Annotated in this window: 16 protein-coding genes and 1 pseudogene; 15 read left to right on the plus strand and 2 right to left on the minus strand. The window is 59.8% G+C overall.

What is annotated here, in order from left to right; translation table 11 throughout:
• Window positions 1-44: 44 nt before the first annotated feature.
• Complete coding sequence (locus tag ACQKPC_RS21355; protein ID WP_427626166.1) at window positions 45-1,337, plus strand: phenylacetate--CoA ligase family protein; 1,293 nt, start codon at window positions 45-47, stop codon at window positions 1,335-1,337.
• Window positions 1,334-2,296 carry a GNAT family N-acetyltransferase gene (locus ACQKPC_RS21360; RefSeq protein ID WP_427626167.1) on the plus strand — a complete coding sequence of 321 codons (963 nt, stop codon included), beginning with the start codon at window positions 1,334-1,336 and terminating at the stop codon, window positions 2,294-2,296. Before ACQKPC_RS21355 ends, ACQKPC_RS21360 begins: the two co-directional genes overlap by 4 nt.
• Here the strand turns inward: ACQKPC_RS21360 and ACQKPC_RS21365 are convergent.
• Entirely contained in the window at window positions 2,285-3,070 is a 786-nt protein-coding gene (locus ACQKPC_RS21365) for a LysR substrate-binding domain-containing protein (protein ID WP_427626168.1), read from the minus strand. The two genes, ACQKPC_RS21360 and ACQKPC_RS21365, sit on opposite strands and share 12 nt — an antisense overlap.
• Between ACQKPC_RS21365 and ACQKPC_RS21370 the strand changes: the two are divergent.
• A pseudogene (locus tag ACQKPC_RS21370) lies at window positions 3,020-3,688 on the plus strand (aldo/keto reductase); the annotation flags it as partial. The gene ACQKPC_RS21365 and the pseudogene ACQKPC_RS21370 overlap by 51 nt on opposite strands.
• Before the next feature lie 49 nt (window positions 3,689-3,737).
• Here ACQKPC_RS21370 and ACQKPC_RS21375 read toward each other — a convergent pair.
• A complete protein-coding gene (locus ACQKPC_RS21375; protein ID WP_427626169.1) occupies window positions 3,738-4,268 on the minus strand; it encodes a hypothetical protein in 531 nt (176 codons plus the stop codon).
• A gap of 433 nt (window positions 4,269-4,701) precedes the next feature.
• Between ACQKPC_RS21375 and ACQKPC_RS21380 the strand changes: the two genes are divergently transcribed.
• The 12 genes from ACQKPC_RS21380 (at window position 4,702) to ACQKPC_RS21435 (ending at window position 22,666) form a co-directional block, all read left to right on the plus strand.
• Entirely contained in the window at window positions 4,702-6,696 is a 1,995-nt protein-coding gene (locus ACQKPC_RS21380) for a methyl-accepting chemotaxis protein (RefSeq protein WP_427626170.1), read from the plus strand.
• Between the two features lie 301 nt (window positions 6,697-6,997).
• Window positions 6,998-7,444, plus strand: a complete 447-nt coding sequence (locus ACQKPC_RS21385) for a DUF411 domain-containing protein (RefSeq protein ID WP_008069185.1) — start codon at window positions 6,998-7,000, stop codon at window positions 7,442-7,444.
• Complete coding sequence (locus ACQKPC_RS21390) at window positions 7,444-7,878, plus strand: YqaA family protein (RefSeq protein WP_008069184.1); 435 nt, start codon at window positions 7,444-7,446, stop codon at window positions 7,876-7,878. The genes ACQKPC_RS21385 and ACQKPC_RS21390 overlap by 1 nt, the downstream gene beginning before the upstream one ends.
• 212 nt (window positions 7,879-8,090) lie before the next feature.
• Window positions 8,091-9,146: an alpha/beta fold hydrolase gene (locus ACQKPC_RS21395; protein WP_427626171.1), complete on the plus strand. Its 1,056-nt coding sequence runs from the start codon at window positions 8,091-8,093 to the stop codon at window positions 9,144-9,146.
• 13 nt (window positions 9,147-9,159) lie between these two features.
• Window positions 9,160-10,113 carry a D-2-hydroxyacid dehydrogenase family protein gene (locus tag ACQKPC_RS21400; protein ID WP_427626172.1) on the plus strand — a complete coding sequence of 318 codons (954 nt, stop codon included), beginning with the start codon at window positions 9,160-9,162 and terminating at the stop codon, window positions 10,111-10,113.
• A 599-nt stretch (window positions 10,114-10,712) separates the two neighbouring features.
• Window positions 10,713-12,299, plus strand: a complete 1,587-nt coding sequence (glgA, locus tag ACQKPC_RS21405; protein ID WP_427626173.1) for a glycogen synthase GlgA — start codon at window positions 10,713-10,715, stop codon at window positions 12,297-12,299.
• Between the two features lie 13 nt (window positions 12,300-12,312).
• Window positions 12,313-14,109 carry a malto-oligosyltrehalose trehalohydrolase gene (gene treZ / locus ACQKPC_RS21410; protein WP_427626174.1) on the plus strand — a complete coding sequence of 599 codons (1,797 nt, stop codon included), beginning with the start codon at window positions 12,313-12,315 and terminating at the stop codon, window positions 14,107-14,109.
• Window positions 14,106-16,184, plus strand: a complete 2,079-nt coding sequence (gene malQ / locus ACQKPC_RS21415; protein ID WP_427626175.1) for a 4-alpha-glucanotransferase — start codon at window positions 14,106-14,108, stop codon at window positions 16,182-16,184. Before treZ ends, malQ begins: the two co-directional genes overlap by 4 nt.
• Window positions 16,181-18,979: a malto-oligosyltrehalose synthase gene (locus ACQKPC_RS21420; RefSeq protein WP_427626176.1), complete on the plus strand. Its 2,799-nt coding sequence runs from the start codon at window positions 16,181-16,183 to the stop codon at window positions 18,977-18,979. The genes malQ and ACQKPC_RS21420 overlap by 4 nt, the downstream gene beginning before the upstream one ends.
• 21 nt (window positions 18,980-19,000) lie before the next feature.
• Window positions 19,001-19,348: a DUF2934 domain-containing protein gene (locus ACQKPC_RS21425; protein WP_008069174.1), complete on the plus strand. Its 348-nt coding sequence runs from the start codon at window positions 19,001-19,003 to the stop codon at window positions 19,346-19,348.
• Between the two features lie 128 nt (window positions 19,349-19,476).
• A complete protein-coding gene (gene glgX / locus ACQKPC_RS21430; RefSeq protein ID WP_427626177.1) occupies window positions 19,477-21,636 on the plus strand; it encodes a glycogen debranching protein GlgX in 2,160 nt (719 codons plus the stop codon).
• Between the two features lie 271 nt (window positions 21,637-21,907).
• Window positions 21,908-22,666 carry a PIG-L deacetylase family protein gene (locus tag ACQKPC_RS21435; RefSeq protein ID WP_427626178.1) on the plus strand — a complete coding sequence of 253 codons (759 nt, stop codon included), beginning with the start codon at window positions 21,908-21,910 and terminating at the stop codon, window positions 22,664-22,666.
• Window positions 22,667-22,840 lie beyond the last annotated feature (174 nt).

Raw genomic sequence — 22,840 nt, forward strand, 5'->3', positions numbered from 1 at the left:
GCCGTGCTTTTCAAACCAAAATGCCTGATTAGAAAGAGAATCCAGTGAAATCAATTCATTCGCTCGAACAACTCGTGTCTTTTGTACGACAACACTCAAACTACTACAGCGCGCATCTGAAACATTTACCCACCACAGGTATTACTTTAAAAGATTTACCGTTAACCAATGTGACCAACTATTGGACCGGCAGCAATGACTTGAATCATTGGTCGGTCTTGACGGGAAATGTTGATGATGCGTTGGTGTTTAAAACCGGAGGTTCGACCAGCCAGGGAAAACTTGCAGTTTACTCCTACGAGGAATGGCAAACACTGGTCAGTACATTCGGAAACAGTCTCTCTTCTCAATTGAACAATGGCGACCGCGTCGCCAATCTGTTCTTTTCAGGGGATCTCTACGCCAGTTTTCTGTTTGTCCACGATTCCCTGGCCCATGTCGGACGATCCATCTGTGAGTTTCCGTTTACCGGAGACATCGAACCGGACGTACTGGCGGATGCGATCGCACGACATCGAATCAATGTTCTGGCCGGGGTGCCCGCACAGTTGCTTCGATTCGCGGCCTACCTGACGCAGCATCGGCGTGTGCTGTGCGGGGTCGAGACGCTGCTGTATGGCGGCGAAAGCCTGTTTGCCCCGCAGCTGGCAATCCTCGGTGAAGTATTCCCCAACGCCCGTATTGCCTCTATCGGCTACGCCAGCGTAGACGCCGGGCTCATAGGGGCCAGCACTCGCGACTGCGCATTGGGCGAGCATCGGGTATTCGAACAGCAAACCTTGCTGCAAATCATCGATGAACACACCGGTGAAGTGATTGAAGAATGCGATCGTATCGGAATGCTAGTGCAGACCAATCTGACACGCCGGCTCATGCCGCTGCTGCGGTACCCGGTGGGCGACCGTGCATGTTGGCGTGAGCCGACCGCAACCCCGAGGCGTAAATTCGCCCTAAAGGGGCGTAGCGCCCACAGTCAGCGGGTACGAGTCGGCGTGCTGTCGCTGTTTACCGAAGAAATACACGAGATCATTCAGCGCATAGCGCACAGCGAGCAATGGCAATTGCTGATCGAACAGACCGGCTCCAAGGATCTGTTGAGCGTGAAGTGGGTGCCCGAACCTCAGTCACAAACCGTCGAGCCGGTACTGCGCGCATTGCGTGAAGCTTTGCTTGCCCACTACCCTGCCATCGACGACCTGAGCTGCGAGGGTCTGCTGGAGTTTCGAGTACTTTCCTGCGCAGCCACAGACCTGCAGCTTCACCCTCGCTCGGGCAAACAATTGCGAGTGCGGGATTTGCGAGTGTATGACGTTTGCTCGCAGGAGCCCGCGCAATGACCCGGTTGATACTTCGCCCCTACCGTCCTTGCGACGCAGATGCCGTGAGCCGGTTGTTTCGAGAGGTCTACGGCGATCTTTACGCTCAGCCGGATGTTTACCTGCCGGACATGATCAGTCAGCACAACACCGAAGGCCGTTGGCAATCCATGCTGGCCGTGGATGACGCTCGCGTACTCGGGCATGCCGCGTTGTGCCACGACACGGCTTCGAATACCGCGGAACTGGCCCTCAGCGTGGTGCATCCCGTCGCCCAGGGACAGCATATCGCGACGCGCCTGAGCCGAGAGTTATTGATGTTGTCGGGTTCTCTGGGGATCCGGAGCGTATCGATCAAGCAAGTGACCCACCATCCCTACACTCAACGCATGGCAGAGAATATCGGTTTTCACAGCACTGGACTGCTTCCCGATTACGTCCCTTCGCCATTCGGTGAATCGCTCCCGGAAACCATCGTGATGGGCAGTCACATGATCGAAGGACACACGCGCCCGCTCCCCGATATCCCCTGGCCTGAAAGCTGCCGAGCATTCATGCAGCACCTGTGCTCGGTGTTCGGAACCTGCCAGGACAAGGCGTCACGACCCGCGATGCCGTTGCAAATCAAACAACATCAGCATCGGTTCGACATTGTCATTCAGCGTTTGAACAGACGTTTGCTTGAGCAGATCAGCCAATTACCCCAGCACTGGCTGATCTCGGCACGGCTGGAACTGTCCCGGCACTTTGCCCGGGACATGCTGAGTTTTTCGGCTCTGGGCTTCGCCTTCACCGGCTTGATGCCCACGCCAGATGATAATGGCTGGTTCGCCCTGTTTCATCGAGGCGTCCAGTCTCGCCCCCTCAACCTGCACTGCGCGCACATGCAACGATTGCATGACGACTTACAGCAAAACGCAAATGCCACGAGACCCCACCGGTACGTCAACGCCCGTATCGGTTCCCGCTCAGCCGCTTGAGTGTTTTCTATAAAAGTCACCGCTCGGCTGCGCGCAAAGCTCCACCAGCCAATCGACAAACACCCTCACCCGTCGAGACAACTGGCGGTGCGGTGGATAGAGCGCCGTCAACGGAAACGCCGGTGGCGGCACTGCCTTTAGCACTTCACACAAACGGCCTTCGTCCAGTTGTCGGGCGACGTGATAATACGGGGTCTGGACCAGACCATAGCCCGCTTCGCAAGCGGCGAGATATCCATCGGCGCTGTTGACCGAAACCTGTTTGGGCAGATCGATCGGCTGCACCTGACCATCAACCACAAACTCCAGCCCGTAACGCTTGCTGGTGCTGCTGGAGAAATACTCCACCATCTGGTGGCCGTCGAGATCGGCCAGACACTGAGGCGTTCCGTGACGTTGCAAATATTGCGGGCTCGCGCAGGTGACCTGGTCCATCATGACCAGCGGCCTTGCCACCAGAGAATCGTCCAGGGCCGAGCCACCCCGTAACACGCAATCGACACCTTCGCGGATCAGATCCACTGGCCGGTCATTCAACCCGATTTCCAGTTCGATCAAGGGATACCGGGCAGTGAATTGCGGCAATGCCGGAATCACGATCAAACGTCCCACTCCCGCAGGCATATCCACTCGCAGCAGACCTTTGGGGTTTTGGCGAGCAGCGGAAAACACCGCTTCGGTTTCCTCCAGATCCGCCAGCAGCCGCACGCAACGCGGGTAATAGGCACCCTCAAACGTCTTGGTGTGGAGACCCTGGATTTGTATTACCAGCACCGCATCGATCCGCAGGTGGCCATCGAGGAAACCGTCGGCGCCATGGCAGAACTGGTGAAGGCCGGCAAGGTGCGTTACCTGGGATTGAGTGAAGCATCGGCCGCCACGCTGGAGCGAGCGAACAAGGTTCACCCGATCAGCGCACTGCAAAGTGAATACTCGCTATGGAGCCGCGACCAAGAGGAGAACGGCTGCCTGGCAGCTTGCCAGCGTCTGGGTGTTGCTTTTGTGCCTTACAGTCCGTTGGGCCGGGGCTTTTTGACCGGTGCTCTAAGAAGTCCGGATGATTTCGCAGCCGACGACTACCGTCGCTTCAGTCCACGCTTTCAAGGGGAAAACTTCGCTAAAAACCTGTTGCTGGTGCAGCAAGTGCAGACCCTGGCCACTGACAAAGGTGTGACGGCGGGACAACTGGCGTTGGCGTGGGTCTTGGCCCAAGGGGATTACCTGATCCCGATTCCAGGCACCAAACAGCGTAAATACCTGGAAGAAAATGTGGCCGCGCTGGACGTGAAGCTGAGCCGCGAAGAGTTGCAGGCCCTGGAAGCGATATTCCCGGCCAATGCCACGGCAGGGCTGCGTTATCCGGAAGAAGTCATGAAGTTGCTTGACCGATAACAGGTGCCCGGCCCGTTCGATGGTTAGAGCGGGCCAGCGCTGCCAAACATCACGCCTTGGCGTTAACGCCCTTGTCATTAGGAACCGTCGTACCGTTGCCCTTGCCGTAAGCTTGCAAGTTCTGCAGTACGTAGATCGCCGTCTTGTATTCAGGGATCAGGCCAACGGCGTACTTGTCACCCTTGATACTGTTGTTCTGAATGGTGTCCAGTTGCGTGGCGAAATACTCCAGCGCATTGAACTTCGCATCCGGGTCTTTCTGTACGCCAAAACGATCAAACTTGTCACCGGCATTAAGCAAGGTCATCGAAATAATATCGGAAATCAGGCCTTTGCCTCTCAAGAAGGCACTGAGATTGCCCAGTTGCTTGGCGGATACATTTTCCGGATCGAAGCCCTTGATGTTCCTGTGCAGTTTCTGTTCATCCATTTTCGCCGTATTCAGCGCATTGGGATTGCTTCCCACCAATGCCAGCATCTGCTTGACCCTGGCGCTGTGGGTAACAGGCTTGCCGCTGCCGGTATCCTTGACCAGTAAACCTGCCTTGCTCGTCCATGCGCCTGTATAGCCGATTGTCATGACCGGGCTCCCGACTGCGTGACGGGATGCCGATCATCCAAAACACACAGACGTCCTTGTGAGGCGACCATAAAAGTTCCTTGTTTATCCGAGTTAAGTGCGGGCGAGTATCGATGCACGCTTCAGCGTCACCAACAAATATTTCCGCTTTTTACAATTCTTGTACATTTACGACACATACCAAAAAGCCCCTTGTTTCATTGGCCAATACGAACTTTTCGATATTGGCGCAGATAACTAATCAAGCCCTTATGCACGTCTTGGTTAGTTTGTTTGTATCGATATGGACACGTCCCTTCCCGCCGTTCGTCACCCCAGGCAAATCTTGCACGATCGTACCTAAAGCTCGACATTCGTGAGCCGATACCCTTTCGATGCCCCGATTTTCAAACCCACACCCCCATAATAAAAACGCTGCACAAGGACCGGTCCCATGCCCGCATTTCGTACCATTCAGGCTCGCTACACGCTGTTTCTGGTCCTGTTCATCCTGCTTTTATCCGTCCTGACCGTGGTTGGCATCAGTCAGCTGGTCGCGCCAAAACTGCGTCATACCGAAGAACAGGTAGCCCTCAATCGCATCGCCGAAGTGGCCGAGCAGATCCAGGGTGAACTGAACAAGGTGCAAGCCCAGCAGCGCAGCATCACTCAAACCATTCCCCTGCTCGACAGCGCCGCCATCGACACGGTTCTGCCGGGCCTGGTTGATCAGTACGGTGAACTGAAAGTCTTCGGTGGCGGGATCTGGCCATTGCCCGGTCAGCGCGAAGCCGGGCGCAATAAGTTCAGCACCTTCTGGCACCGCGATGCCTCGGGAAAACTGGCGGTCAATACGTTCTGGAACAGCGACGCCGCGCCCAACTATTACGACCAGACCTGGTACAAGGGCGGTATGCAGACTCCGCGCGGCCAATGTGCCTGGGCCGCTGCCTATAAAGATGACGCCAGCGCCGAACCGCGCACCAACTGCGCCATGGCCATTCAGAAAAATGGCGCGGCGTACGGTGTCTCGACCATTGACGTGACACTAGGCTTCTTCAATGACTTGGTGGCGCGCAAGGAAAAAGACCTGGGTGCCGAGATGCTGATCGTCGAGGCCGATGGCAAGATCATCAGCAACAGCTCGCGAATCAGCGGGCCGATCGTATTGAAAAACATCGCTGAACTGGCCGGCCAGTCGCCGTTTGCCGCTCAGGTCAAGGCCGGGCTGGCACAGCGGGACCAATCGCTGCAACGGGTCGAGTTCGATAACAACGGCGAAACCAGCACCTTCTTCATGCGCCCGATCGAAGGTACGCCGTGGTTCCTCGCCACCGCCCTGCCGACCACACTGATCACGGCCCAGCGTGACGATGTGCTCAACACGTTGAGCCTGTTGCAGATTCCGATGGTGATTCTGCTGGTGTTGCTGCAGGTCTATGCCATCCGCCAACTGATCCAGCGCATGAAAGCCCTGAAAGCCAATATCGACGCCTTGTCCACGGGTGATGCCGACCTGACCAAGCGCATCACCATCCGCGCCGAAGACGAACTCGGCGCCATCGGTCATTCGGTCAACACCTTTATCGCCTACTTGCAGAATATGATCGGCGAAGTTACTCAGGCGACGGGCGCAATGGCGTCGAGCCTGGAGAATCTGCAACGGACTTCCGCTCACACCAGCCAGATTCTGGTGCGTCATGCTTCGGAAACCGATCAGACCGTCACCGCCATTACCGAGATGAGTTCGACCGCCGACAGCGTCGCGCAGAACGCCGCCGAAACCGCCGCTTTCACGCAACGCGCCAACGAGCACGCGGATCGCTCCCGCGTGGTGGTCGGCGAAGCGTCGAGCAGTGTGGTGGCGTTGATCGATGAAGTAGCAAGTGCCACCCATAAAGTCGAAAACATGCAACAGGACGCCCAACGCATCACCGAAATTCTCGGGGTGATTGGCGCCATCGCCGGGCAAACCAATTTGCTGGCACTGAACGCCGCGATCGAAGCAGCCCGGGCCGGTGAGCAAGGCCGCGGGTTCGCGGTGGTCGCCGACGAAGTCCGCGCCCTCGCCGCCCGCACCCAGGCCAGCACTTCGGAAATCAACGAAATGCTAACCCGCCTGACCCAAGGCGTGAGTTCGTCGGTCAGCGCCATGGAAAACACCCAGGTCAGCTGTCAGTCGGCTGCCGACGCCACGGCCCGGGTCAACTCCGGCCTGGATGAAATGGCCGGCTCCGTCAGCCACATCAACAGTCTGAGTACCCAGATCGCCACCGCCGCCGAGCAGCAAAGCGCCGTGACCGAAGAGATCAATCGCAGCATGGTGCAGATCCGCCATATGGTCGATGAGCTGGTGAAAAGCGGCCAGGCCAGTGAGCTCAACACTCAGCAACTGCTGGAAGCCAATAACCGGGTGAGCGCGATCATGGGGCGTTTCAAGGTTCGTTGATCGCAAAAGCAAGGCATGCCCTTCGGTGAGGGGCTTGCGCTGATGCCAGTCAGAGAAACATCGTACCTGTGGCGAGGGAGCTTGCTCCCGCTGGGGCGCAGCGGCCCCGAATCTGCCAACGTGGGGATCCGGATCGAATACGAGCGTCTGGTTTTGCGACTGCTTCGCAGCCAAGCGCAAGCAAGCTCCCTCGCCACAATGCGTTACTCATGCTGTATTACTTCGAAACAATCCGCCTCCTCTTCGCGAGAGAAAATGGTCAAAATGCATCTTTTTGGCCACAACCCGAGACGAGATCCCCATGCGAACCCACCTGCGTCTGGCCGCCCTGAGCGCCCTTTTCATCTCTTCCCTGGCCCAGGCTGCTGAGCTGATTCCCATCGAAGTTCATCGCGATGCCAACTGCGGTTGCTGCAAAAAATGGGTCAGCCATCTGGAAGCCAACGGTTTTAAGGTCGCAGACCATGTTGAAGCCGACATGAGCCAATTCAAGCAACAACACGGTGTGCCACCTCGGCTCGCGTCGTGTCACACCGGCCTTATCAACGGCAAATTCGTCGAAGGCCACGTGCCGGCCGATCAAGTACTGGCCTTGAGCAAGCGTGACGATTTGTTGGGGGTTGCCGCACCCGGCATGCCCATGGGCTCGCCCGGCATGGAAATGGACGGCATGAGTGATGCCTATCAAGTGATCGGTTTGAAAAAGGACGGCACTGACGTGGTGGTGGCGGACTACCCCGCCCATTGATGTTCGGCGCCTACATCGGGCTGTTTCTCGCGGCGTTCGGTGCCGCGACGCTGCTGCCACTGCAATCCGAAGCAGTGCTGGTGGGGTTGTTGCTCAGCAATCAGGATTGGCTCTGGTCGTTGTTGGCAGTCGCTACGCTGGGCAATGTGCTGGGCTCGTTGCTGAACTGGTGGCTGGGGCGCGGCATCGAGCGGTTTCGCGAGCGGCGCTGGTTTCCGGTCAGCCCTCGCCATCTCGAGCAAGCCCAAAAGCACTACCAGCGTTATGGCCATTGGTCGTTGCTACTCAGTTGGGTGCCCATCATCGGCGATCCACTGACGCTGGTGGCTGGCGTCATGCGCGAACCGCTGGGGCGTTTCCTGGTGATCGTGACACTCGCCAAGGGCGCCCGCTATGGTGTGTTGGCCGTGGCTACGCTGGGATGGATGGGTTGAATGATCAGGGCCATGGCGGCGCGGAACCTGTGGGAGCGGGCTTGCTCGCGAAGAGGGAGTGTCAGTCGACATTAATGTTGTCTGGCACACCACCTTCGCGAGCAAGCCCGCTCCCACATGGATTTCGCTCGGCATTGCGGCCATGACCTATGTTTAATGTCACCCTAATCATGCCAGTCCAGCATCGGCGGATTTCCCGTGGAGCTTTACCCATGTCCCCCATCCTCTCCCGCTGGTTACCCGGCCTGCTGCTGACAGCGGCTCTGCCCGTTCTCGCTCACGCCCAGAACCAGAACCAGAACCAGAACCAGGCCGAAACGCCGGAATACGGCCCGCAACTTCAGGGCTTCGATTACCCCTACACGATCAAGTACTTCGACTTTGAGTCCCAAGGCAAACCCCTGCAGATGGGTTACATGGACGTTGCCGCCCAAGGCAAGGTCAATGGACGCAGCGTGGTGCTGATGCACGGCAAAAACTTCTGCGGCGCGACCTGGGACAGCTCGATCAAGGCGCTGAGCGAGGCCGGTTACCGGGTCATCGCGCCGGACCAGATCGGTTTTTGCACCTCCAGCAAACCGGACCACTATCAATACACTTTCCAGCAACTGGCATCCAACACCCAGCAACTGCTCAAAACCCTGGGCATCCAGAAGGCCACCCTGCTCGGCCACTCCACCGGCGGCATGCTCGCGACCCGCTATGCGTTGCAATACCCCGATCAAGTCGAACAATTGGCGCTGGTCAATCCAATCGGCCTGGAAGACTGGAAGGCCCTTGGCGTGCCCTATCTCACGGTTGATCAATGGTATGAGCGCGAGCTGAAAGTCACGGCGCAGGGTATCCACGACTACCAACGCAACACCTATTACGATGGCCGCTGGAAGCCGGAGTTTGATCGTTGGGTGAACATGTACGCGGGCCTGGCCAAAGGGCCAGGCAAAACAGCGGTGGCTTGGAACTCGGCGCTGATTTACGACATGATCTTCACCCAACCGGTGTACTACGAGTTCAAGGACCTGAAAGTGCCGACCCTGCTGCTGATTGGCACCCGCGACACCACGGCCATCAACAAGAACATCGCACCGCCCGAGGTCAAGGCGAAAATCGGTCATTACGACGTACTCGGCAAGCAAGTGGCGAAACTGATTCCCCGGTCGACACTGATTGAATTCCCGGGCCTTGGCCACGCGCCGCAGATGGAGGAACCGGCCAAATTCCATCAGGCTTTACTCGACTGGCTAAACAAAACAAATCCCGTTCGTTGATGAGGTAAGGCTGATGGCGGTGCAGATTGCGGTGATCGATGATTGGCAGGACGTGGCTCGCGATGTGGTGGACTGGTCGGTGCTGGACAGCATCGGCCAGGTGAGTTTTATCCATGACTACCCGGCCGACAACGAAACCCTGGCCGAACGGCTCGGCGCATTCGAGGTGATCTGCGTGATGCGCGAGCGCACCCGGTTCGATGAAGACCTGCTGCGCCGCTTGCCCACACTCAAGCTGCTGGTCACCGGCGGCATGCGCAACGCCGCCCTGGACCTGAAAGCCGCCGCCGCGCTGGGCATTCAGGTGTGCGGCACCGACAGCTACAAACACGCCGCCCCCGAACTGACCTGGGCGCTGATCATGGCCGCCACCCGCAACCTGGTGGCCGAAGCCAACGCCTTGCGCGCCGGTCAATGGCAACAAGGATTGGGCGGCGACCTGCAGGGCAAGACCTTGGCGATTCTCGGTCTGGGCAGCATTGGTCAACGGGTAGCCCGGTTCGGGCAGGTGTTCGGCATGCGGGTGATTGCCTGGAGCGAAAACCTGACCGCCGAACGGGCTGCCGAGGTCGACGTCACCTATGTCAGCAAACAGGAACTGTTCGAGCAGGCCGATGTGCTGTCGGTCCATCTGGTGCTCAGCGAGCGCAGCCGAGGGTTGGTTGACACTCAGGCACTGGACTGGATGAAACCCACGGCATGGTTGGTCAACACTGCCCGCGGGCCCATTGTCGATGAGTCGGCATTGATCAAGGCTCTTCAAAAAAAACGCTTGGCGGGCGCGGCGCTGGATGTGTTCGAGCACGAACCGTTACCCCGCCATCATCCTTTCAGAACGCTGGACAATGTGCTGGCCACGCCGCATATCGGGTATGTCAGCCGGCAGAACTACCAACTGTTCTTTTCGCAAATGATCGAGGACATTCAAGCTTGGGCGGCGGGAGCGCCGATCCGGCTGCTGGGCTGAAACCGAGTTATCGTTCATCGCGAGCAGGCTCGCTCCCACATTGGATCTTGGGTGTACACAGAATGTGTGACGAAGCAGATCCAAATGTGGGAGCGAGCCTGCTCGCGATGAGGCCCTCAAACCCACCACCTCCCCCTAAATTTCACGCACCACAACGGTGCAAACACCTACCCCTCCGTGCCCATCGCCAGAACTTCCTGGTCCCGATTTGACCCGCACCAGAAAATAAACCTGCCCTTCGTCGGTGCGCCTCCCCGCAAAGCGCTATGCCTGTACCCTCTTTTGACCGATTGTCGAACAATTTCACCCGTTGGCCGCCCCCGCTCTAAGTTCTGGCCTAGACTGATTTTCGCGGAGTAAAACCGGCTGGTCATTCGGTGAAAAAAATAGAAACTTTTGGTGCTGGCCTCGTGTCAGGTTAAAGGTAGGGCCACAGCGACTGGTGCATTCCTTGCAACAGCCACTTCACCCATTCTGCTTCAGCGCATGGGCAGCACTTGCTCACCGATGCGTAGCGCGTTTGCGCCCGGCCACAGGATTTGGCCACGAACACCGTTTGTGCCAGGCCTAGAATTAGATCAACAACACGGGAGATTCATATGATCAGTGCGGCTTTAGATATCCAGGGAGAACGTGCTCATCAGCAGGTCGGGGAAACGAGCACCGTCGGTGTCCTCAATGCCAAATCGGTCAAAGCGCCGGTCCCCAAGACACTGGCACCGGTAGTCAGTCAGAATCCCAACAAGAAGAGAGTCCTGTTCGTCACCTCGGAGATTGCCGACCTGGTAAAGACCGGAGGTCTTGGCGACGTTTCCGCCGCACTGCCCCGGGCGATGGCGCATCTGCACGATGTGCGTGTGCTAATCCCCGGTTATCCGCAAGTGATGAACAGCGAAAACCCGATTCATATCATCGGTGAACTGGGCGGGCACGCAGCGTTGCCGCCCTGCAAGATCGGGCGCATGGACATGCCCGATGGCCTGGTCATTTACGTGTTGATCTGCCCTGAATTGTACGAGCGCGAAGGTTCACCTTACGGCGCCAACAACGGCCGCGACTGGCCGGACAACCACATTCGTTTCGCCCGACTGGGCCTCGCAGCAGCCGATATCGCCGCCAACCTCGCCCAAATTCACTGGTGCCCGGACCTGGTGCACGCCCACGACTGGCCCGCGGGCCTGGCGCCGGCCTATATGCACTGGCGTGGCCAACGCACCCCGACCCTTTTCACCATTCACAACCTGGCGTACCAAGGTGTCACCAGCCTCGGCTCGTGCCCGGAACTCGGTATCCCCATGCATGCCTTGCAACAGGAAGGCATGGAGTTTTACGGCAAGATGTCGTTCCTAAAGGCCGGCATGGCCTACTCGAGCCACATCACCACCGTCAGCGCGACCTATGCCCAGGAAATCACCACGCCGGCCTTTGGCTGCGGTCTCGACGGTTTTCTCGCCGCCAAGACCCAGCAAGGCTTGCTCAGCGGGATTCCCAATGGCATCGATGAAAGCTGGGATGCAGCGACCGATCCGCACCTGTTCCACCCGTTCGGCATCGGCGACTGGGACGGCAAAGCAGTCAACGCGGCGCATGTTCGCCGGCTGTTCGACCTCGACGACTCCGAAGGTCCGCTGTTCGCCGTGGTCTCGCGGCTGGTCTACCAGAAAGGCCTGGACCTGACCGAAGCAGTGGCCGAATACATTGTCGACAACGGCGGGCAAATCGCGATCATCGGCCGTGGCGAACCGGAAGAAGAACAAGCCATGCGTGAACTGGCGTTGCGCTTCCCCGGGCAAGTCGGCGTGCACATCGGCTTCAATGAAACCGACGCCCGCCGGATGTTCGCCGGCAGCGATTTCCTGCTGATGCCTTCGCGTTATGAACCCTGCGGCCTGAGCCAGATGTACGCCCAGCGCTTCGGTTCATTGCCGGTGGCCCGCAATACCGGCGGCCTGGCCGACACCATCGAAAACGGCGTGACCGGTTTCCTCTTCGACGAATCCACGGTGGAAAGTTATCGCGAAGCCCTGAGCCGCGCGTTCAAGGTGTTCGCCTTCCCCGGCCTGCTCAACGCGATGCGTTGCCGAGCCATGGCGGCGCCGTTCAACTGGTGCAAGGCAGTCGAACCCTACGCCGAACTCTACGAACAACTGGTGGCTAAAGCGCTGGGAAAATCGGGCAAACAGTAAGAGGCTTTCAACGATGCCGTTACGGACCCTTGAGACCTGGCCCCACGGCGCAATCATGCTGGACGCAGAACACACGCGTTTTGCCTTGTGGGCGCCAGATGCGTTTTTTGTCAGTCTCGAACTGGAAGATGGACAATCCCTGCCACTGCTGCCTCAGGCCGATGGCTGGTTTGTGATCAAGACCCGCTGCCCCGCGGGTACCCGCTACCGCTACAACATCGATGGCGAGCTTACGGTGCCGGACCCGGCCTCCCGCGCCCAGGTGGGCGATATCGACAGCCACAGCGTGGTGGTCGATCCCCTCGCCTATCGATGGCAACACAGCGCCTGGCAAGGTCGACCGTGGAATGAGGCGGTGATCTACGAATTGCACGTCGGTGCACTCGGCGGCTTCAGCGAGGTCGAACAACACCTGGCGCACCTGGTTGAGTTGGGGATTACCGCCATCGAACTGATGCCGCTGGCGCAGTTCCCCGGCGAACGTAACTGGGGCTATGACGGGGTTTTGCTTTATGCGCCTCAAGCCTCCTACGGCTCGCCCGAACAACTCAAACACCTGATCGACACGGCCCACGGCCATGGCCTGGCAGTGATTCTCGACGTGGTCTACAACCACTTCGGCCCCGACGGCAATTACCTTCATCGCTACGCCAAAGGCTTTTTCCGCGAAGACAAACACACCCCGTGGGGTGCGGCGATCGACTTCCGGCGGCGCGAGGTGCGCGACTTCTTTATCGACAACGCGCTGATGTGGTTGCTGGAGTACCGCTTCGACGGCCTGCGCCTGGACGCGGTGCATGCCATCGAAGACCCGGACTTTCTTCAGGAGCTGGCGCAACGGGTGCGGCGGCAAACCGATCCGGCGCGACACGTGTGGCTCATGGCGGAAAACGAACACAACCAGGCCAGCCTGCTGGAACAAGGTTTCGACGCGCAATGGAACGACGACGGCCATAACGCCCTGCACGTTCTGCTCACGGGTGAAACCGATGCCTATTACGCCGACTATGCCCGGCAGCCCACCGAACAGCTCGCCCGTTGCCTGAGCCAGGGCTTCGTGTTTCAGGGCCACATCACCCGCCACGGTACGGCACGCGGTGAGCCGAGCGGTCACTTGCCGCCCACGGCCTTCGTGCTGTTCCTGCAGAACCACGACCAGATCGGCAATCGCGCCTTTGGCGAGCGTCTGCATCAGTTGGCCCATCCTGATGCCCTTTACGCCGCCACCGCGTTGCTGCTGTTGTCGCCGATGATCCCACTGATGTTCATGGGCGACGAATTCGCCGTCGAGCAACCGTTTCTATTCTTCACCAGCCACCATGGTGAATTGGCGGAGTTGGTGCGCGAAGGACGACGCAATGAGTTCGCAGCGTTCAGCGCCTTTGCCGATCCGCACAAACGCGAGCAGATTCCCGACCCGAACGCGACGCAGACCTTCGAAGCTTCACGGCCGAAACTGAGCGCCAGCCGCCAATCGCCGGTTTATGAGCTGTATCGCCAACTGTTGAAGATCCGCCATCAACACATCATCCCGCACCTGCCCGGCGCCCAGGCGCTGGGGGCGCAGGTACTGGCCGCGGGCGCGGTGACGGCGCGCTGGCGGTTGGGCGATGGCAGTCAGTTGCGCATTGACCTGAACCTCAGCGATGCACCCGTGGTCCACACCCCACAGGCCGACGCGACGTTGCTGTTCGAACACCCGCCACAATCGGCCGGTCTGTTGAATCAGGGCACACTTGCCCCGTATTGCGCGCTAGTCAGCCTCACGGCCGCAGCCCCTTTGCTACCCCCGGATGGAGAGCGCCCATGAGCAATGCGCAACTGGAAATACTGGCCAGCCGAGCAGGCCTGGCCGTCGACTGGATCGATGCCAATGGCCGTCCACAGAAAGTGACCCCGGCGGTGTTGCGCTCGGTGCTCAGCGGGCTTGGCCATCCCGCCAATACTGCCCAGGAGATCGACGCCAGCCTGCTGCAATTGCAGGAAGTGCAACAAACCCGGCACCTGCCACCGCTGTTGACCTGCGATGTGGGCGTCGGCCTGGACCTGGCCCATTACTTCGAACCGCAAACCCCATGTGAAATCCATCTCGAAGACGGCTCACGGATCAACTTGAAGCTCGATGACAACGCTGTGTTGCCCGGGCTGGTGCCGGTGGGTTATCAGCACGTCAGCATCGATGATCAATCCTTCACCCTGGCGGTGGCACCCCAGCGCTGCTACAGCGTCGGCGACGCGGTTGATAGTAAAAACCCCCGCGCCTGGGGCCTGAGCGTGCAGCTGTACTCGCTGCGCCGTCCCGGCGATGGCGGTTTCGGCGATACCCAGGCCCTCGAAGATCTGGCCCGGGTGGCCGGGGAACGAGGCGCCGAAGCGTTGGCGATCAGCCCGCTGCATGCGATGTTCAGCGGCGACACCCAGCGTTACAGCCCTTACTCGCCCTCCAGCCGCTTGTTCCTCAATAGCCTGTACGCGGCGCCCGGTGCGATTCTCGGTGAGCGTGCCCTGCGCACCGCGATCGACGCCACCGGCCTTGCCGCTGAGCTCAAGCACCTTGAAGCACTGCCGCTGATCGACTGGCCCACCGCCGCCGAAGCCAAGCATCGCTTGCTTGAAGCCTTGTATGAAGGATTCACCCACGGCGAACACCCCTTGCACCCGGATTTCAGCAGCTTCCGCCATGCCGGTGGCGAAGCGCTGGAAAATCATTGCCGCTTCGAAGCCATCCAGGAAGTCCGTGCGCGGGACGGTGAAAGCCTCGACTGGCGCGAGTGGCCCGAACAATGGCGTGACCCGCGCAGCACCGCCCTGGCGCATTTTGCCGAAGAAAACTCGACCCGCATCGGCTACTACGCGTTCTGCCAATGGCTGATTGCGCGCAGCCTGGAACGCGCCCAAGCCGCCGCCCGCGGTGCCGGCATGGGCATCGGCCTGATTGCCGACCTGGCGGTGGGCGCCGACGGCGGCGGCAGCCAGGCCTGGAGTCGTCAGGACGAATTGCTCACCTCGCTGACCGTGGGTGCGCCACCGGACATCCTCAACCGTTCCGGCCAGGGCTGGGGTATTTCCGCGTTCTCCCCCGAAGGCCTGGTGCGCAACGGCTTTCGCGCGTTCATCGAAATGCTGCGGGCCAACTTCGCCCATGCCGGCGGCCTGCGTATCGATCACGTCATGGGGCTGCAACGACTGTGGGTGATCCCCAACGACGCACAACCCCGCGACGGTGCCTACCTCTATTACCCGGTGGACGACCTGCTGCGCTTGCTGACCCTCGAATCCCATCGACATCAGGCCATCGTCCTCGGCGAAGACCTCGGCACCGTGCCCGAGGGGCTGCGCGAGAAACTCATCGCGCGCTCGATTCTCGGCATGCGCGTGCTGCTGTTCGAACAGGACAACACTCACTTCAAGTCGATTCTCGAATGGCCGGACAACGCCCTGGCAACCACCAGCACCCACGACCTGCCGACGCTCAATGGCTGGTGGCATGGCCGCGATATCGATTGGAGCGCGCGCTTGAATCTGGTCGACGCCCCAGGGGAAATCGAATGGCGCCAACACCGTGAACGCGAGCGCGAAGGTTTGCGCCGGGTGCTGAGCCAGGACCCGCAGAATTTCCGCGAAGAGTCCCACGAAACCGATCAGGTGCTCGACGCCGCGATCCGCTTCCTCGGCCATACCCGCGCGCCGCTGGTACTGTTGCCAATGGAAGATGCCTTGGGTATCGAACAGCAGGCCAACCTGCCCGGCACCACCGACACCCATCCCAACTGGTCGCGCAGGCTACCCGGCGACAGCGAAGCCCTGCTCGATGATCCGGACGCCGCCCGGCGCCTGGAACTGCTCGCCTGTGCGCGACTTCAGGCGGCCGAGCGTGACCAATGAATCAACCGTTCAACCAACCGCTGCGGGCGACTCTGCGGCTGCAGTTTCATAAAGGTTTCACCCTGGATCAGGCGGTGCCGCTGGTGCCGTACTTCGCCAGCCTGGGCATCAGCCACGTCTATGCCTCGCCGCTGCTCGCCGCCCGCGCAGGGTCCATGCATGGCTACGACGTGGTGGACCCGACCACGGTCAACCCTGAACTGGGTGGCGAAGCTGCGTTGCGCCGTTTAGTCGCTGCATTGCGCGAACAGAACATGGGGCTGATCCTCGACATTGTCTCCAATCACATGGCCGTCGGCGGTGGCGACAACCCTTGGTGGCTCGACTTGCTCGAATGGGGGCGACTGAGCCCTTACGGCGAGTTCTTCGACATTCAATGGCACTCGCCCGACCCGTTGATGGAGGGCCAATTGCTGCTGCCTTTTTTGGGCAGCGATTACGGCATCGCCTTGCAGGACGGCACCCTTCCCTTGCGTTTCGATGCCCGGCGCGGCGCTTTTTATGTCGAGCACTACGAACATCACTTCCCGATTTGCCCCGCCAACTACGGCGAATTGCTCAAGGCCGATGATCAATTGAATGCCGAGCAGGTCGAGCAGCTCAAATCCCTGGCAGACCGCTTCAGTACCTTGAGTTACCAGACCGACGCGCACAGCCTGGCAATTGCGCTGAAAACCGAGCTGCATGAACTCGCCAGCGATCCGGCGATTCTTCACGCCATCCAGCACACCCTCGGCACCTACGACTCGCTCACCCCCGAAGGTTTCCAGCGCCTGCATAACCTGCTGGAGCGCCAGAGTTATCGCCTGGCCAGCTGGCGCACCGCGGCGGACGACATCAACTGGCGGCGCTTTTTCGATATCAATGAACTGGGCGGCCTGCGCGTCGAACGTCCGGCGGTGTTCGAGGCGACTCATGCAAAAATCTTCGAGCTGGTGGCCGAAGGTCTTGTCGACGGGCTGCGCATCGATCACATCGATGGCCTCGCCGACCCGCGTGGTTACTGCCGCAAACTGCGGCGCCGAGTCGATCGCCTGGCACCGGATCGGCACCTGCCGATCTACGTCGAAAAGATCCTTGGCGAAGGTGAAACCTTGCACCGCGACTGGTCCGTCGATGGCAGCACCGGTTACGAATTCATGAACCAGTTGTCATTGCTGCAACACGACCCCGAAGGCGCCCAGCCCCTGGGTGAACTCTGGAGCCGGCACAGCGAACGGCCCGCCGATTTTCGTCAGGAAGCGCAACTGGCGCGCCAGCAGATTCTCAACGGCTCCCTCGCAGGGGATTTCGAAAGTGTCGCCCACGCTCTGTTGCAAGTGGCCCGGGACGATCTGATGACCCGGGACCTGACCCTCGGCGCGATTCGTCGGGCCTTGCAGGAACTGATCGTGCACTTCCCGGTGTATCGCACTTACATCAGCCCGCTGGGCCGAAACTGCGCCCAGGACGAGGTGTTTTTCCAGCAGGCCATGGACGGTGCAAGGCAAACCCTCGGCGAGGCCGACTGGCCCGTGCTCGATTGCCTGTCCGGCTGGCTCGGCGGTCAACCCTGGCGCAAACACCCGGTGGGCCGCCCACGCAAACTGCTCAAGCATGCCTGCGTGCGCTTCCAGCAACTGACCTCACCGGCGGCGGCCAAGGCAGTGGAAGACACCGCGCTTTATCGCTCGGCGGTGCTGCTGTCGCGCAACGATGTCGGCTACAACACCGAGCAATTCAGCGCTCCGGTAGCTGACTTCCATGCTGCCTGCGTCAATCGCCTCGCCGAGTTCCCCGACAACCTGCTGGCCACCGCGACCCACGACCACAAACGCGGCGAAGACACCCGCGCGCGGCTGGCGGTGTTGAGCGAACGCAGCGCCTGGTATGCCGAACAGGTCGAACACTGGCGAACCCTGGCCGATGAATTGCGCATTGAACCCGGCGCGCCTTCGGCGGGTGACGAGCTGATTCTTTATCAAGCGATCCTCGGCAGTTGGCCGCTGGAGCTGCGCAGCGATGATCAGGTGGCGCTCGAGAACTACGCCGAGCGCCTCTGGCAGTGGCAACAGAAAGCCCTGCGCGAAGCCAAGTTGCAAAGCAGCTGGAGTGCGCCAAACGAGGGGTATGAACAGGCGACCCATGGGTTTCTCGAACGCTTGCTGCTCAGCCCCGAAGGCCAGCCACTGCGCACGGCCATCGGTGCGGCGGCGCAGAGCATCGCCGCCCCGGGTGCATTGAATGGCTTGGCGCAAACCTTGCTGCGAATGACCGTGCCGGGAGTACCGGACCTCTATCAGGGCAACGAGTTCTGGGACTTCACGCTGGTCGATCCGGACAACCGTCGGCCGGTGGATTACGCCAGCCGTCAGCAGGCCATGAACCTACGGTTGGACCTGCCCGATCTGTTGGTGAACTGGCGTGACGGGGGCATCAAGCAAACCCTGATCACCCAGACGTTACACCGGCGTGCCGAGCATGCCGGGCTGTTTCAAAAAGGGACTTATCAAGCCCTTGAAGTCCTTGGCAGCCAGGCTCACCGGGTACTGGCGTTTGCTCGTGAATGGCAGGGAAAACGGGCTATCGTGGTAGTACCGATACGCTGTGCCGAACTGCTGGAAAACAGTGCCGAACCACAGATTGATGCGCCGCTCTGGGGCGATACACGGGTAAAGTTGCCGTTCGCCGCCCCTGAAGAAAATCTGAAGGGACTTTTTACAAGCGTCATAGTCACAAAACACAGGGAACTGTTGGTCAGCACCGCGCTGGGGAATTTCCCGGTCAATCTCTTTATCCAAACGACCCAAGCTTGAGTTCAGTTCAGGAGCATTGCGATGAGTACCGACGATAAACGCATCCGCGAATTTGCCTATCAAATCTGGGAATCCGAAGGAAAACCCACGGGCCAGGAAAAACGCCATTGGGAGATGGCCTGCAAACTGGCCGACGCTGAAGCCCAAGCCAAAGCGCTGGCGCCCGGCAAGTCATCGAAAGCTGGCAGCAAAAGCATCGGTGCCAAGTCCGCGGTCGGCAAGCCCGACGGCAAGCTCAATGCCAAAGGCGTCGAACCCAAAACCAAGGCCAAAGCCAAAGCCAAACCCTCTGCTTCGACAGTGACCCCGCTTGGCGAAAAAAACGTCGAGAAAAAGCCACGCGCTGCGCGCAAACCGCCAACGACCTGACGCGTTTATCGCCTTGCCTCGCTTGATTTGTGGCGTGTCTCTCGCCACCGAGGGCGCGCTCGCCCTCGAAAAAAACCAGAGCCACGGTTCATCGCAGCCGAGTACCGTCACCCCATGCAGGAGCAACTATGAGCAGTCCAAAGAAAACCGCGCCCGAACCTCGTGCCGAGGCTTCGCGAATCCGTGAAGGCTTGCCCTTCCCGCTAGGCGCGACCTGGGATGGCCTGGGGGTCAATTTCGCGCTGTTTTCAGCTAACGCGACCAAGGTCGAACTGTGCATCTTCGACGATTCCGGCGAGGTGGAACTCGAGCGTATCGAGTTACCGGAATACACCGACGAGATCTACCACGGCTACTTGCCTGACGCCCACCCGGGGTTGATCTACGGCTATCGCGTGTACGGTCCTTACGACCCGGCCAATGGTCATCGTTTCAACCCCAACAAGCTGCTGATCGATCCCTACGCCAAGCAATTGGTCGGTCGATTGAAATGGTCTGAAGCGTTGTTCGGCTACACCATCGGCCACCCTGACGCCGACCTCAGTTTCGATGAACGGGACAGCGCGCCCTTCGTGCCCAAATGCAAAGTGATTGACCCGGCTCACACCTGGGGTCATGACCATCGCGTCAGCGTGCCGTGGGACAAAACGATCATTTATGAAACACACGTACGCGGCTTCAGCATGCGTCACCCCTCCGTCCCCGAGAACCTGCGTGGCACCTTTGCCGGGTTGATGGTCGATGACGTGCTCGAACACATCCGCAAGCTCGGTGTATCGACCGTCGAATTGCTGCCGATTCATGCCTTCGTCAATGACCAGCATCTGCTGCACAAAGGCATGACCAACTACTGGGGTTACAACAGCATTGCATTCTTTGCCCCGGACCCGCGCTACCTGGCCAGCGGCAAGATCGCCGAGTTCAAGGAGATGGTCGCGCACCTGCACGAGGCCAATCTGGAAGTGATCCTCGACGTGGTCTACAACCACACCGCCGAGGGCAACGAACAAGGCCCGACCCTGTCGATGCGCGGCATCGACAACGCCTCTTACTACCGCTTGATGCCCGACGACAAGCGCTACTACATCAACGATTCCGGGACCGGCAACACCCTGGACCTGAGTCACCCGTGCGTGCTGCAAATGGTCACCGACTCCCTGCGTTACTGGGCCACGGAAATGCACGTGGACGGCTTCCGTTTCGACCTGGCGACCATTCTTGGCCGTTATCACGACGGTTTCGACGAGCGTCACAGCTTTCTCGTGGCCTGCCGTCAAGACCCGGTGCTGCGCCAGGTGAAGATGATTTCCGAGCCCTGGGACTGTGGCCCCGGCGGCTATCAGGTCGGGAATTTCCCGCCGGGCTGGGTCGAATGGAACGACAAATTCCGCGACACCGTGCGGGCGTTCTGGAAAGGCGACGACGGCCAACTCGCCGACTTCGCCAGCCGCATGACCGCCTCCGGTGAGATGTTCAACCAGCGTGGGCGCCGGCCGTATGCGTCGCTTAACTTCGTCACCGCCCACGACGGTTTCACCCTGAACGACCTGGTGTCGTACAACGACAAACACAACGAAGCCAACGACGAGAATAATCAGGACGGCAGCAACAACAACCTGTCCTGGAACCACGGTGTCGAAGGCCCCACCGACGATCCCGAGATCAATGAGCTGCGCCAGCGGCAAATGCGCAACTTCTTCGCCACGTTGCTGCTGTCCCAGGGCACGCCAATGCTGGTGGCTGGCGATGAATTCGCTCGCACCCAGAACGGTAATAACAATGCCTATTGCCAGGACAGCGAGATCGGTTGGGTCAATTGGGACCTGAGCGAAGACGGCAAGGCCCTGCTCAAGTTCGTCAAACGCCTGATCAAATTGCGCCTGGCCTATCCGATCCTGCGTCGCGGGCGCTTCCTGGTGGGCAACTACAACGAAGACATCGGCGTCAAGGACGTGACCTGGCTGGCCCCGGACGGCAGCGAAATGTCCATCGAACAATGGGAAGAAGGCCACGGTCGTTGCCTGGGCATGCTGCTCGATGGTCGCGCCCAGGAAACCGGCATTCGCCGCAAGGGCGGTGACGCGACCCTGCTGCTGGTGGTTAACGCCCACCATGACATCGTCAACTTCCTGCTCCCGGAAGTGCCTGACGGCGGTTTCTGGACCTGCATGATCGACACCAATCAACCGTCGATTCGGGGCCAGGAACGCTTCGAGTTCGGTCACCAATATTCGGTCACCGGTCGCTCGCTGCTGCTGTTCGAATTGCAGCGCGAAGAAGAAGAGTGAACGGGGCTCTCGGGGGCAAGCCGTAATGAAATCCGTAGGGACGGTTTCGCTGATTATTTGCGAAGCCTGACACAGCCTGGGTTAAAAAAACCGCATCAGACCAAAGACTGAGGCGACGAATAGCGATCCATGAGCAATACTCTGCCCGCGGCAATCCAGGGTTCGGAGCGCTGCAATTGCTATTTACCCCGCCTTCACGGGTCTGCCAGGCTTGCGCCCTCGCAAGCATTGCGCACGACTGAGGGCCAGACAGAACAAGGACGTAGCGCCTATGAAAACGGTTTCCATCAGCGAAAGTGGTCTGCCCGCGCAGATCTGGAACAGCGCCCAGCAACTGGACAACATCCCTGTCATCGATACCGAAACCCTGGTCCCGGCCGGCGCTCGCGCAGTGGTGATCGCGCCGCATCCTGGCGATGAAGTGGTGACCTGCGGCGGCCTCCTGCAACAGCTGTGCGCCCTTGGTCATCCTCTGCAATTGATCTCGATCACCGACGGTAGCTACAGTCATTTTGGTTCGCGACAGTGGTCACAGAAACGCCTGAGCGTATTCCGCCCCCAGGAAAGCGTCGAAGCCTTGCGCCGGCTCGGAGTGCCGATGCACAGCCTGAAGTGGATTCGCGCCGGCTTCACCGACAGCGGGCTGGCCGAACGGGAGTCTGAACTGACCCAATTCATCGTCCGCTACCTGCGCCCCGGCGATGTGGTGTTCACCACCTGGCGCGAAGACGGCCACCTGGACCACGACGCCGTCGGCTGCGCCAGCGCCAGGGCCGCAGCGCTGGTCGGTGCGACGCTCAACGAAATACCGGTTTGGGCCTGGCACTGGCCGACACGTGACCATGGGCTGATCCCCTGGCATCGCGCGCGCAAGGTACGCCTCGACACCTGGACCGTCGCGCGTAAAAGCCATGCCACCTACGCCTACGCCAGCCAACTCGACGGTGAGCCGATAATCGGCGCCTCCCCGTCAGTGCCCCGGGTACTGCTGGAGCGCATGCGTTTGCCGTATGAAATTGTGTTTGTCTAAGTCATTCGAGGAATGTCTTTTGTGGCTGGGGGTTTTGACTGGGGGGCTTTTGTGGCGAGGGGGCTTGCCCCCGTTGGGTCGCGAAGCGGCCCCAAAAGCTTTGCGACTGCTTCGCAGCCGAACGGGGGCAAGTCACTGACCAGCAAGGCAGAGCCGTTGCGCGTGAAGCGCGAG

The organism is Pseudomonas sp. NPDC089918 (genome assembly GCF_050280605.1).
GTDB lineage: Bacteria > Pseudomonadota > Gammaproteobacteria > Pseudomonadales > Pseudomonadaceae > Aquipseudomonas.